9 protein-coding genes are annotated in these 13,527 nt (G+C 72.6%); 7 read left to right on the top strand and 2 right to left on the bottom strand.

The features are described from left to right. The first annotated feature begins 55 nt into the window (after positions 1–55). The 5 genes from P2424_RS22720 (at position 56) to P2424_RS22700 (ending at position 5,980) form a co-directional block, all read left to right on the top strand. Positions 56–1,297 carry a spermidine/putrescine ABC transporter substrate-binding protein gene (locus P2424_RS22720; protein WP_276477598.1) on the top strand — a complete coding sequence of 414 codons (1,242 nt, stop codon included), beginning with the start codon at positions 56–58 and terminating at the stop codon, positions 1,295–1,297. Positions 1,298–1,345: 48 nt separating this feature from the next. After that, complete coding sequence (locus P2424_RS22715) at positions 1,346–2,548, top strand: ABC transporter ATP-binding protein (protein WP_276477597.1); 1,203 nt, start codon at positions 1,346–1,348, stop codon at positions 2,546–2,548. Then, positions 2,545–3,513 carry an ABC transporter permease gene (locus P2424_RS22710; protein ID WP_276477596.1) on the top strand — a complete coding sequence of 323 codons (969 nt, stop codon included), beginning with the start codon at positions 2,545–2,547 and terminating at the stop codon, positions 3,511–3,513. The genes P2424_RS22715 and P2424_RS22710 overlap by 4 nt, the downstream gene beginning before the upstream one ends. A gap of 71 nt (positions 3,514–3,584) precedes the next feature. Next, a complete protein-coding gene (locus P2424_RS22705; protein WP_276479082.1) occupies positions 3,585–4,373 on the top strand; it encodes an ABC transporter permease in 789 nt (262 codons plus the stop codon). Between the two features lie 176 nt (positions 4,374–4,549). Continuing rightward, positions 4,550–5,980, top strand: a complete 1,431-nt coding sequence (locus P2424_RS22700; protein WP_276477595.1) for an FAD-dependent oxidoreductase — start codon at positions 4,550–4,552, stop codon at positions 5,978–5,980. A gap of 46 nt (positions 5,981–6,026) precedes the next feature. Here the strand turns inward: P2424_RS22700 and P2424_RS22695 are convergent, their stop codons facing one another. Then, the gene (locus tag P2424_RS22695; RefSeq protein WP_276477594.1) at positions 6,027–6,710 is read right to left on the bottom strand and encodes a phosphatase PAP2 family protein; all 684 of its coding nucleotides are present in this window, start codon (positions 6,708–6,710) and stop codon (positions 6,027–6,029) included. A 517-nt stretch (positions 6,711–7,227) separates the two neighbouring features. Beyond that, complete coding sequence (gabT, locus tag P2424_RS22690; RefSeq protein ID WP_276477593.1) at positions 7,228–8,586, bottom strand: 4-aminobutyrate--2-oxoglutarate transaminase; 1,359 nt, start codon at positions 8,584–8,586, stop codon at positions 7,228–7,230. Between the two features lie 511 nt (positions 8,587–9,097). On the opposite strand from gabT, the gene P2424_RS22685 reads away from it, so the two are divergent. Both P2424_RS22685 and P2424_RS22680 read left to right on the top strand, forming a co-directional pair. Continuing rightward, on the top strand, positions 9,098–11,149 hold the full coding sequence (locus P2424_RS22685) for an ATP-binding protein (RefSeq protein ID WP_276477592.1): 2,052 nt from the start codon (positions 9,098–9,100) through the stop codon (positions 11,147–11,149). Positions 11,150–11,221: 72 nt separating this feature from the next. After that, entirely contained in the window at positions 11,222–13,249 is a 2,028-nt protein-coding gene (locus P2424_RS22680) for a PucR family transcriptional regulator ligand-binding domain-containing protein (protein ID WP_276477591.1), read from the top strand. Positions 13,250–13,527: the final 278 nt, after the last annotated feature.

The raw sequence follows: 13,527 nt of genomic DNA, 5'->3' as shown, positions 1-13,527 counted from the left end.
GCCCCCGGCGCCCGCCCCGATCCCGCCCCGCCCCCTCCCAGGAAGGCGCTCCCCCATGGACCTGTTCGAAGGACTGCCGGAGCCCGTCGCCAAGGCGTGGGAACGCAGTCTGACCAGTGGCCGCGCAGCGATGTCCCGGCGCCGCCTGTTGCGCGCCGCCTCGCTCGCCGCGGCCGGCTCCACCCTCGCCGCGTGCGGAATCCCGCCCGCGGCGGGCAACAAGAGCGGCAACGCGGCCGGGGACGCCCCCGACCACTCCCGCGAGGAGAAGGTCCTCAACTTCGCCAACTGGCCCCTGTACATCGATGTCGACGAGAAGAACAAGAAGAGGCGTCCCACCCTCGACCGCTTCGAGCGCGAGAGCGGGATCAAGGTGAAGTACATCGAGGACATCAACGACAACAACGAGTTCTACGGCAAGATCAAGCCGCAGCTCGCGGCGGGCCAGGACACCGGCCGCGACCTGGTGTGCCTCACCGACTGGATGGCCGGCCGCATCATCCGGCAGGGCTGGGCGCAGCGCCTGGACCCGGCGAACCTGCCGCATGCCGTCACCAACCTGGAGGATCGTTTCCGCGCGGCCGCCCACGACCCCGGGCGGCAGTACAGCTACCCGTGGGCGGGCACGGCCTGCGTCGTCGCGTACAACAAGAAGGCCACCAAGGGGAAGAAGGTCACCAGCGTCACCCAACTGCTGGAGGACGATTCCCTCAAGGGCCGGATATCCATGCTGACGGAGATGACCGACACCATCGGGCTGACCATGCTCGACATGGGTGTCGACTCCGAGCACTTCTCGGCGGACGACTTCGACGCCGCCGTCGCCCGCATCCAGAAGGCCGTCGACCGCAGACAGCTGCGGCGCTTCAGCGGCAACGACTACATGGACGAACTCAACTCCGGTGACATCGCCGCCTGCCTGGCGTGGGCCGGCGACATCGTGCAGCTCCAGCTCGACAACCCGGACGTGGAGTTCGCCGTCCCCGACAAGGGATACCTCTTCGGCACGGACGACCTGCTCGTTCCTGCCAAGGCCCGGCACCGCAGCAACGCCGAGGCACTGATCGACTACTACTACCAGCCCAGGGAGGCCGCCGAGCTGGCCGCCTGGGTCAACTACATCTGTCCGGTCACCGGCGCCCAGGCCGAGATGGAGAAGATCGACAAAGAGCTGGCCGACGCTCCGCTGATCTTCCCCGACGCGCGAATGATCGCCAAGGGCAAGAACTTCCGCCCGATGAGCGCCAAGGAAGAAGCCCGCTACGAGGAGAAGTTCTCCAAGCTCATCGGGGCCTGAACCGCCCGCGTCCCTGCCCGCGCCAGCCCGCATCCCCGAGGACCGGCCATGACCATCACCCTTTCCGGTATCAGCAAGACCTTCGGCGACGTCACCGCCGTCCAGCCGCTCGACCTCACCGTTCCGGAGGGGACGTTCTTCGCCCTGCTGGGCGCCTCCGGCTGCGGCAAGACCACCACACTGCGCATGATCGCGGGCCTGGAGGAGCCGACTTCCGGCAGCATCCTGCTGGGCGAGGAGGACATCACCCGTCTCCCACCCCACAAGCGCCCCGTCAACACCGTCTTCCAGAACTACGCGCTTTTCCCGCACCTGGACGTCGCCGAGAACATCGCCTTCGGACTGCGCCGCCGCGGAGTGAAGTCGGTACGCAAACAGGTCGCCGAGATGCTCGACCTCGTCCAGCTCGGTGGCATGGCCCGCCGCAGACCCCGGCAGCTCTCCGGTGGACAGCAGCAGCGCGTCGCCCTCGCCCGGGCCCTGATCAACCGCCCTCAGGTCCTGCTCCTGGACGAGCCGCTGGGCGCCCTGGACCTGAAGCTGCGCCGCCAGATGCAACTCGAGCTCAAGCGCATCCAGACCGAGGTCGGCATCACCTTCGTGCACGTCACCCACGACCAGGAAGAGGCCATGACCATGGCCGACGGCGTGGCCGTGATGCACGGCGGACGCGTCGTCCAACTCGGACCGCCCGCCGAGCTGTACGAGAACCCACGCTCCACCTTCGTCGCCAACTTCCTGGGCACCTCCAACCTGATCGAGGCCGAACTGCTCTCCGGCGCCGCCGCGCCCGCCGACGAGCGGCCGGCGGCGAAAGCCGGGAACGGTTCCCCGGACGGGGCCGGAGACGGCGCCGAGGTGCGGGTCAAGGTGGTGGACACCGGCGACCCGCTCCGGCTGCCGGCGGCCCGCTGTTCGGCCGAGGGTCTGCACCCTGGCGGCAGGGTGCTGGTCGGTGTGCGGCCGGAGAAGATCTCCCTCGCCCGCACCGACGAGGCGGGCACGGTCCCGCCGGAGGTTCCCGACGACCGCAACCGGCTCACCGGCCGGATCCGGGAAGCGAGCTACCTGGGCGTCTCCTGGCAGTACCTCGTCGAGACCCCGACCTGCGAACTCACCGTCTACGAGCAGAACGTGGAGCGCGACAGCCGGCTCGCGCCGGGCGCGCACGTCGTACTGCACTGGCGGCCCGCGCACACCTTCGCGCTGGACGCGGACCAGGACGTGCGCGCGGGAGAGGAGGCCCTGTGACCGCCGTGGCCGCACCTCCGCCCGGCGGCCCCGCGTCAGATGCGCCGCCGGACACCGGCCGGGAGCCCGGCACCGCCGGCTCCGAGAGCGGCGGCCGGCGGTCGCGGCGCGGGCTGACCCCGTACTGGCTGCTGCTGCCCGCCGGGCTCTGGCTCGCGGTCTTCTTCGTCGCCCCGCTCTTCTACCAGGCGTCCACCTCGGTGCAGAGCGGCTCGCTGGAAGAAGGCTTCCGCGTCACCTGGCAGTTCTCGAACTACACCGACGCGCTGGGCACCTATGGCGAGCACTTCCTCCGCTCGTTCGGCTACGCGGCCGTCGCGACGGCACTGTGCCTGCTCATCGGCTATCCGCTGGCGTACATGATCGCCGTCCGGGCCGGGCGCTGGCGCAATCTGCTCCTGGTCCTGGTGATCGCGCCGTTCTTCACCAGCTTCCTCATCCGCACCCTGGCCTGGAAGACGATCCTCTCCGACGGCGGCCCGGTCGTGGCCGCCCTGAGCTCCCTGCACATCCTGGATGTGACCGGTTGGCTGGGGCTGACCGGTGACGACCGCGTCCTGGCCACCCCGCTCGCCGTGGTCTGCGGGCTGACGTACAACTTCCTGCCGTTCATGATCCTGCCGCTCTACAGCTCCCTGGAGCGGATGGACACCTCGCTGCTCGAAGCGGCCCGGGACCTGTACGCCACACCGGCGACGACCTTCCGGAAGGTGACCTTCCCCCTCTCCCTCCCGGGTGTGGTCGCGGGCACGCTGCTCACCTTCATCCCGGCATCCGGCGACTACATCAACGCCCAGCTCCTGGGATCGCCCAACGAGCAGATGGTCGGCAACGCGATCCAGAAGCAGTTCCTGAACGTTCTCGACTACCCGACGGCGGCAGCGATGTCCTTCCTCCTGATGGCCCTCATCCTGATCATGGTCAGCGGCTACCTGCGCAAGGCGGGAACGGAGGAACTGGTCTGATGCCCCCGACCCCTGTTTCGGCCCCCGCACCGCGTGCCGCGGCCGCCCGACCCGGGCCGCTCGCCACCGCACTGCGGCTGCTGCGCCGGAACGCCGTCGTCCTGGTGGGATGCGCGGCGCTGGCCTATCTGCTGGTGCCCAACCTGGTCGTCCTGCTGTTCTCCTTCAACAAGCCGGCCGGCCGCTTCAACTACACCTGGCGTACCTTTTCCACCGACGCGTGGACCGACCCCTGCAGCGTCGCCGGGATGTGCAACGCGCTCGGGCTCAGCCTGCGGATCGCGGCGCTGGCCACGCTGATCGCCACGGCCTTCGGCACATTCGCCGCCTTCGCGCTGGCGCGTTACCGCTTCCGGGGCAAGAGCACCACCAACGCGCTGATCTTCCTGCCGATGGCCATGCCCGAAGTCGTGATGGGTGCCTCTCTCGGCACCCTCTTCCTCAACACCCGCGTCGAGTTCGGGTTCATGACGATTCTGATCGCGCATGTCATGTTCTGCCTGAGCTTCGTCGTGGTCGCCGTCAAGGCCCGGGTGATGAGCATGGACCCCCGCCTGGAGGAGGCCGCCCGCGACCTCTACGCGGGCCCCTTCCAGACTTTCTGGCGCGTCACCCTGCCGCTCGCCGCACCCGGAATCGCCTCCGGCGCGATGCTCAGCTTCGCCCTGTCCTTCGACGACTTCATCATCACCCAGTTCAACGCGGGTCCCTCGACGGTCACCTTCCCCATGTTCGTCTGGGGCGCGGCACAGCGCGGAGTCCCGGTACAGGTCAACGTGATCGGCTCGGCGATGTTCGGGCTGGCGCTGGTGATCGTCCTGGCAGGACAGCTCGTGACCGGCCGCCGCGGAAAGCCCTGACCGTCGCCCCCGGTGAACCTCCCGCGCCCCGGCGCCGGCCCCCGAACAGCACCCTGTCCGGCCGCGCCGGACATACGCCGCGGCGCCGCCCCGGCCGCGCGCCGCGCCGAGCACCCAGGAAGAAGGACGACCATGAACGACACCGGGACCGCACACCTGCGTACGACGAGGAGTCGATGACCGTGAGTGACGATGCAGCCTCTCCTGCTGCCCTCCGCTCCCTCGCCGACGCCCGACCCACCCCCTTCTGGCTGGACGACCCGGCCCACCGCCCCGAGCGCCGCCCGGCACTCGTCGGCGACGAGCACTGCGATCTGCTGGTGGTCGGAGGCGGCTACAGCGGCCTGTGGACCGCACTGCTCGCCAAGGAGCGGGACCCCGCCCGCGACGTGGTGCTCGTCGAGGGCGAGGAGGTCGGCTGGGCCGCCTCCGGACGCAACGGCGGCTTCTGCGCCGCCTCGCTCACCCACGGTTTCGGCAACGGCCTCGCCCGCTGGCCCGAGGAGATCGCCGAGCTCGAACGGCTGGGGCGGCGCAACCTGGACGCCATCGAGGAAGCCGTCCTGCGCTACGCCATCGACTGCGACTTCGAACGCACCGGTGAAATCGCCCTGGCCACCGAGCCCTACCAGGTCGCCGAACTGCAGGAATGGGCGCAGCAGGCCGAGGCACTCGGCGTGGGCGACGGTCTGACCCTGCTCGACCGGGACGCGGTGCGCGCCGAGGCCGACTCGCCGACCTTCCTGGCCGGACTCTGGGACCGCACCGGAGTCGCCATGGTCAACCCCGCGCGGCTCGCCTGGGGACTCAAACGCGCCTGCGAACAGGCCGGGGTCCGTATCCACGAGCACACCCCCGCGACCCGGCTGGACACCCGCGGCGCCGAGCTCGTCGTCGGCACTCCCTACGGCCGGGTGCACGCCCGCAGCGTCGCCCTGGGCACCAACGCCTTCCCCTCCCTGCTGCGCCGGGTGCGGCCCTACATCGCTCCTGTCTACGACTACGCGCTGATGACCGAACCGCTCGACCGGGAACAGCGGGCGGCGATCAACTGGCACAACCGCCAGGGCCTCAGCGACAGCGCCAACCACTTCCACTACTTCCGCATCACCACGGACAACCGCATCCTGTGGGGCGGCTACGACGTCCTCTACCACTACGGCAGCCGGATCTCCCGCGACTACCACCAGCGTCCCGAGACCTTCGCCAAACTCGCCCGGCATTTCTTCCGCTGCTTCCCGCAGCTCGAGGGGCTGCGCTTCACGCACAGCTGGGGCGGCGTCATCGACACCTGCTCGCGCTTCTCCCCGTTCTTCGGCACCGCCGCCGACGGCCGCGTCGGCTACGCCGCGGGCTTCACGGGGCTCGGCGTCGGTGCCACCCGCTTCGGTGCCGAGGTCATGCTCGACCTGCTCGCGGGCGAGCGCACCGAGCGCACCGCGCTGCGGATGGTGCGCAGGAAACCGCTCCCGTTTCCGCCCGAGCCGGTGCGCTGGGCCGGGATCGGCCTCACCCAGTGGTCGCTGGCCCGCTCAGACGCACAGGCCGGACGGCGCAACCTGTGGCTGAAGGCCATGGACAAGGTGGGTATGGGATTCGACAGCTGACGGCACCGCCCCCGTCTCCTACGGAAGGGCTCGCGACCGCCGTGCCTCAGCTCCCGGCCGACGGCGTACGGCGGGTGCGCGGCGGATCCGGGTCGGCCGGCATCCGGCCGTCGTGTGGCCGGATCCGGTCGGTGCGCGGCAGGCGGGCGCCGGGGCCCCGGTGGCGCGCGGCCGCGAAGGCCGCACACAGCAGCAGCACGCTCAGACACCAGCCGGCCAGCACATCCAGCGGCCAGTGGTACCCCCGCCACACCAGCCCGAGCCCGTTACCGACCACCAGGATGACGACCAGAGCGCGCGCCGCGCGGCGCGCGGTCCGGGAGAGCCCGCCGCTCAGCAGGAGCAGCGCGCCGCCGAGCACCGCCGCCGTGGTGGCGGCGTGTCCGGAGGGATAGAAGCCGGCACCGCCGGACGGGCCGGCGCGATCCGTCCACACCTTCAAGCCCAGCACAAGGGGAACCATCAGCACCACGGCCGCCCCGTAGCAGGCCACCGGCCACCAGCGGCGGCCTCCCGGACGCAGCAGCGACAGCGTCATCGCGACGGCGAGCAGCGGCAGCGCCACCTCCAGGTTGCCCAGGTCCGAGAGCGCCTCGGCCGGCATCTCCGGCGGGGCCATCCGGCGCACGGCCGCGCCCAGCTCCTCGTCCCGGCGGGCCAGCGCACCCTCCACCAGCACCTGCCAGGTGCCCAGGAGCAGCAGGAGCGCGCACAGGCCGCAGGCCGACACCGGCAGCGGACGACGGCGGAGCGGGGCTCCGCGGCCCGGAGCGGGTGTGGGCGTGGCCGGCCGCCCGGGAACCGGGGGGACAGTTCCAGGGCGGCCGTGTCGACCGGGTTCCCGCCGGTCCCGGGGGGTGTGGGACAAACGGCTGTCCGATCGGTGAGGAACGTGCGCGAGGGCACGACCGGGCCTGTCTTGGGAAGCGACCGGCTCGGACCGGGAACCCGGAGGTGGCCCTCCGCGCCTCCCGGCGACTCCAGAAACGGTACGGCAGCGGCTCGGGCCCCGACAGGCGCATTACGCACCGGACATCGGCCCCGCACACATTCTTCACCGGTGCTGCTCCCCTGCTGGTCACCGCCCGCTGCGGTGGTACGCGGCGCCGGAACGCGCGCGTACCGCACCACGTTACCGGCCCCCGAACGCGACCGCGGGGAGGCCGGCCGAAACGCCGCGAGCCGTCGGCCGGGGGGAAGAACCGGCCGACGGCTCGCTCAGGAGGACTCCGGGAACCCTCGGGCCCTCACAGGCCGGCGACTGCCTCCTCCAGGACGTCCAGGCCCTCGTTGAGCAGGTCCTCGCCGATGACCAGCGGCGGCAGGAAGCGCACGACGTTGCCGTAGGTGCCGGTCGTCAGCACGAGCAGGCCCTGCTGGTGGCATGCCTTCGCCAGCGCGGCGGTGGCCTCCGGGTTGGGCTCCTTGCCGCCCGGCTTCACCAGTTCGAGGGCGAGCATGGCACCCCGGCCGCGGACATCGCCGATGATCTCGGAGCTCTCCGCCAGCTTCTCCAGCCGCGGCTTCATGATCTCCTCGATGCGCCGGGCCTTGGCGGGAAGGTCGAGCTCGCGCATCGTCTCGATGGACCCGAGCGCGGCCGCGCACGCCACCGGGTTGCCGCCGTAGGTGCCGCCCAGACCGCCGCTGTGCGCGGCGTCCATGATGTCGGCCCGACCGGTGACCGCGGCGAGCGGCATACCGCCCGCGATGCCCTTCGCGGTGGTGATCAGGTCCGGCACGAGGCCCTCGTCCTCGCAGGCGAACCACTGGCCGGTGCGGCAGAAGCCGGACTGGATCTCGTCCGCGACGAAGACGATGCCGTTGTCCCGTGCGAACTGCTGGATGCGCGGCAGGAAGCCCTTGGCCGGGACGATGAAGCCGCCCTCGCCCAGCACCGGTTCGATGATGATCGCCGCGACGTTGTCCGGGCCGATCTGCTTGGTGATCTGGTCGATCGCCTGGGCGGCGGCCTCCTCGGCGCAGTTCTCCGGGCCGGTCAGCCAGCGGTAGGGGTAGGCGACCGGAACGCGGTAGACCTCGGGCGCGAACGGGCCGAAGCTGTGCTTGTACGGCATGTTCTTCGAGGTGAGCGCCATCGTCAGATTGGTACGGCCGTGGTAGCCGTGGTCGAACACCACGACGGCCTGGCGGCCGGTGTGCGCACGGGCGATCTTGACGGCGTTCTCCACCGCCTCGGCGCCGGAGTTGAACAGCGCGCTCTTCTTGGCGTGGTCGCCCGGGGTGACCGCGGCCAGTTCCTCGCAGACCCGCACGTAGGGCTCGTAGGGAACGACCATCGCACAGGTGTGGGTGAAGTCGTTGAGCTGCTCCGTCGCCCGGCGCACGACCGCTTCCGCGCTGTTGCCGACCGAGGTCACGGCGATACCGGAGCCGAAGTCGATGAAGGAGTTGCCGTCCACGTCCTCCAGGACGCCGCCGCCGGCGCGGCGCGCGAAGACCGGCAGCACCGTCCCGATGCCGTTGGCGACCGAGGCCTGCTTGCGGGCCATCAGCTCCTGCGACACAGGCCCGGGGACAGCGGTGACCACACGCCGCTCCTGGGGGAGGGAAGGCCCTCCGGACAGTTCCGTCTTTCCGGTCATAGCGCACTCCTCGGGAGGAACGGGTGTCTGGCACTTCGCAGGCTAGGGGCACGCGGACGGAGGACACATGCACCGCTCCGGAGAAGTGCGGACCGCGTGTTGGCCACGACGGACATAGGTGCGCAGGCTGCGGGCCGCGCCGGCCGCGTTCTCCGCCTCCGCGAGGGCGCCGTGTCCACCCCCGCCCGGCCGCCCGCGTGCGCGTGTGCGCCGCGACCCCGGCGATCCCCCCGACGGGTCCGGGCCAACTGACATGGTCAGCCGCTAGATTGGGGGGCATGAGGGCGCCGGCCGCGTAGCGGACCGGCGCGTCGGGGTCGTCAGGGAGCTGAGGCAGCACATGGACATGGGGCTTCCCCACCGGAAGCAGGGCACAGGCAGCACGCACCACACTGCCCCCACCCCCACCGGACACCCCGCGGTCCCGCCCCAACCGTCCGCGCCGCCCCCCGCGCACTCCGACACGAGCGCCGCCCCCCCGACCTCGGGCGTGGAAGCGGGCCCCCCGCCCATGCCCTCCGGCGCCCCCCAGGGCGGCCCCCCGCTCGCCGACTGGCTGCGCCTGCCCCGCCCGGAGGCGGCCCCGGGCGTATGGCGCTGCGGCTACGAACAGCGCCCACCGGAAGACCCCGACCGCACCCCCGCCCGCCAGCTCGTCAGCGGCGCCCTCATCTCCTTCCTCATGGGGTGGCTGCTGTGGTCGCTGCTGTGGAACGGGTATCTGGGGAAATTCTGGCTCTGGCCTCTCTTCGCCATGACGCCCGACGCCGTCGGATCGGGGCGTAAGTTCCTCGCCTACAGCTACTACGCGCTGGTCGCTGTCGCTCTCCTCTTCTTCTTCGGCCGTATCGGTCGCTGGGACGAGCTGGCCCGCCGGAGCTTGACCCGGCTGAAGGGCCGACACGGACCCGGCCCGGGAGGCGTCGTGCCGGACGGCCGGACGGAACACGCCCCCGCCCCCCCACCGCACCTCGACCCCGCCCAGTGGCCGGAGCTGCGGGCCGGGGGGGCCGGGCGGGCGGCGGAGGTGCTGGCCGGGGAGCTGGACGCCGGCCGGATGACGGATGTCGACCATGCCCGGCTGGAGCGCGCGTGGCAGACCGTACGGGCGCGGCCGCAGCGGCTCGAGGCGTTCGTCGAGAGTGTGCTCGCGCGGGGCGCGGAGGCGTGCGCGCACCCGTCGGGGGCCCGGGACCTGTCGGTGCGGGCGGCCCGGCACGATCTGTCGCTGCGCCAGGTCCGCATCGGGCGGGCCGCCGACTCCGAGCGCAATCCGCACGAGTACCGCGGGGCCGGCATCGCGCTGGACCCCTCGCTGCTGGGCACGTCGGCGCTGGCCGTCGGCCCGCCCGGTACCGGCAAGACGAGCAGGCTGGCCCGCCCGGTGGTGGAGTCGCTCTGTCTGCAGGCGCTGGCCGGGCAGGCGGCGGTGATCGCGGTGAGTCCGGCGGGTTCGCAGTTCGTGCGCGACGACGCGTTCGACCTCGTCATCCGGCTCGGGCACCCGGGCTCGACGCACGACCTGGACCTGTACGGCGGGGCCACGGATCCGGACGAGGCCGCGGGAATGCTCGCCGAGGGGCTGGTGGGGGATCTGGCTGCCTCGCTGCCGGGGGGCGACAGCCGCCGTGCCGCGACCTCCCTGGCCCAGCTCATCGGTCCGTTCGCGGCGGTGCACGGCCGGTTTCCCACCGTCCCCGAGCTGCGTGAACTGCTGGACGGCGGGCCGGGCGCGCTCGAAGCGCTGCGGGAGGCGCTGCGGGCCGAGGGGCAGGGCGGGCAGCTTCGGGAGCTGGATGCCTTCGAGCGGCAGTCCGGGCGGGCGGGGGACATCGCCGCGCTGCTGGCGGACCGGATCGCGCTGCTGGACCGGCCCGCCTTCGCCGACTTCTTCCTGCCCGAGGGCAGCCCGCAGGCGGCGGGCCGGCGCCCGTTCTCACTGCGTGCGCTGGAGCATCCGCTGCGGGTCCGGGTGGATCTGCCCGAGCGGGGGCACGCGGAGGCGTCGCGGATCCTGGCCCGGCTGCTCCTGGCGCAGTTCACCGAGTGCGCGGTGGCGCGCGGCGACCAGTCGCTCTTCGCCTGCCTGGTGCTGGACGACGCGGCGCAGACCGTCACCCCGCAGGCGCTGCGGGGTCTGCAGCGGCTGCGCTCGGTGCACGCGGGCGTCCTGCTGACGCTGCGGGCGCTGGACGATGTGCCCGAACCGCTCCGCGGGCCGCTGCTCGGTGCCGTGGGGTGCCGGATGGTGTGTGCGGGAGTCACGCCGTGGGATGCCGAGCGGTTCGCCGAGGTGTGGGGTACCGAGTGGGTGCAGACCCGTACGGTCACCAATCGGCAGCTGGTCTCGGACGAGCCCGTCACCCGGGTCCTGCACGCGGTGCGGCGGCTGGCGACCGGCAAGCACGTGACGGCCGAGTCGGTCACCGTGCGCAGTGAGCAGCGGGAGCGCTGGTCCGCCTCCGACCTGGCCAACGAGTTGCAGCCGGAGCACGCCGTGCTCTCCGTGACCACGGTCCGCGGGGAACGTACGCCACCGATCCTGACGAAGCTGGGGGAGTGACGCGCGTCCCGTCCCCGGGCCGTACATCGGGGGGACCGAATGGGGGCCGGCGGCTGTACGGTGAAGTGCGTTATGCCACCGACTCTTGCCGCGCTCGTCCAGAACTCCGCGCTCCGCCTCTCCGTGCTCGCGGGGCACAGTGGGTTGGACGCCACCGTGCGGTGGGCGCACTCCAGTGAGCTGGCCGATCCGACCCCGTACATGGACGGCGGGGAGCTCATCCTCTTCACGGGGCTCAAGCTCGACGCGGACGATCGCGGTGCGATGCGCGCCTACGTCGACAAGCTGGTCGGCAAGGGTGTGGTCGGGCTCGGTTTCGCGGCGGGTGTCAACTACGAGGGGGTGCCGCAGGCCTTGGTCGACGCCTGCCGCGGCGCGGACCTTCCGCTGCTCGAGGTGCCCAGGCGTACCCCGTTCATCGCGATCAGCAAAGCGGTGTCGGCGGACATCGCGGCCGAGCAGTACCGTGCGGTGAGCGCCGGGTTCGACGCGCAGCGGGAGATGACCCGCGCCGCGCTCTCCCGGGAGGGTCCCTCCGCGCTGCTCGCGCGGCTGGCTTCGCAGGTCGACGGCTGGGCGGCGCTCTACGACGCCTCCGGGTCGGTCGTCGCGACGGCTCCGGCCTGGGCGGTGCGCCGGGCGACCCGCTTCGTCGGCGACGCCGAGCGGCTGCGGGACCGTCCCGCGCCCGCCAGTGCGGTGGTCAGCGAGGGGGACGGCGGGGATGACCGGGTCGAACTCCAGTCGATCGGCAGCGGGCGCCGTGCCAAGGCGGTACTGGCCGTCGGGACGGCGGCGCCGCTGGGGACAGCCGAGCGCTACGCCGTGAACTCGGCCATCGCGCTGCTGACCCTGACCATGGAGCGGTCCCGGGCGCTGCAGGAGGCGGAGCAGCGGCTGGGTGCCGCGGTGCTCAAGATGCTGCTCGTCGGCGAGGGCGAGCATGCCCGTGCGGTGGCCGGGCAGCTCTACGGTGGTCTGCTGGACGCCCCGATGCGGGTGATCGTCGCGGAGCCGGCATCGGCCGCTGCCGCGCGGTTCGCGCAGGAGGGCATCGCGGCGGTGCAGTCGGCCCAGTCCGCCGGGCCGCCTCCGGTGCCCACCGCGTCTGCGGTCCGGCCGTCGTCTCCCGCGCCTGCCGGATATCTGGCGCGGGCGGGTGAGCTGTGCGGGCTGACCGACCTGGCGGCCGCGGCCGGCACCCCCAGGGTGGTGCCTGCCGCGTCGGAGGTGGCGCGGCCCGGCGGCGTGAAGGCGTCCGCCAGGGCGTCCGCCAAGCAGTCCGCGCAGTCGTCCGCCGCCCGGCCGTCGACGCCGTCGACTGCTTCGAAGCAGGCCGCCGGGAAGCCGCCGGTCACCGGTGGGCGGGGCGGCTCGGCAGGCGCGGCCGCCGGGACGGGGGTTTCCGCCGCCTCCGGTGTGGTGGTCGGCACGGGCGGCCCGCAGGCCGACCCGTCGGACACGGGGCGGCTGAGCCGCATCGTCTGGCCGCTCGAGGAGCTCGCGGACGCGGTCGAGACCGCGGCGGCGCGCAACGGGGAGGCGGTGCTGGTGGTGCCGGACGGGGCGCGACTGGTCGTGCTGGCGTCGGACGGCGGCGCCGCGGTGGCCGGGTGCGCGGAGTTCGCCGGGACGGCGTCCGCCGCGCAGCCCGGAGGGCGGTCCGGCGGGGGCGGCGAGGAGGGGCTGGCCATCGGCGTCTCGGCCCCGGTCGGTCTGGCCGCGGCCGCGGTCGCCTTCAAGCAGGCCGATCAGGCGCTGTCGGTCGCGCGGCGGCGCGGGGTGGCGCTGGTGGAGCACGAGGACGTCGCGGCGGGGTCGGTGCTGCCGCTGCTGGCCGACGACGCCGTCCGCGCCTTCGCCGACGGGCTGCTGCGCGCGCTGCGGGAACATGACGCGAACGGCAGGGGCGATCTGGTGGCGTCGCTGCGCGCCTGGCTGTCCCGGCACGGGCAGTGGGACGCCGCGGCCGCCGAACTCGGGGTGCACCGCCACACGCTGCGGTACCGCATGCGCCGGGTGGAGGAGATCCTGGGCCGTTCCCTCGACGACCCGGACGTCCGCATGGAGCTCTGGCTGGCTCTCAAGGCCACCGGCTGACTCCGGGCATCGGCTGCTCCGCCCGGCGCGACGCCGACGTGACGTCCGGCGGGCACGTCTGCGGGTGCGTCGCCGGTCCCGCCGCCGGTGCGGCTGCCGCGGAGCCGACCGGTGGGGCCGCCGGCGGTCGCCGTCCGGGGGTTCGCGTCGGGTACCGGGGCGTACGGGGACAACCCGCCCGGACCGGAGCGCGCCGCGTACAGTGCCAATCCGTATGACGGCACCGCCGAAGTACTCCACCCCGGCGAAGAAGCGGACGGGCTGCGACGCCCTACCGT

Source organism: Streptomyces sp. WMMB303 (assembly GCF_029351045.1).
Lineage (GTDB): Bacteria > Actinomycetota > Actinomycetes > Streptomycetales > Streptomycetaceae > Streptomyces.
This window is presented reverse-complemented; position numbering and strand designations above follow the sequence as displayed.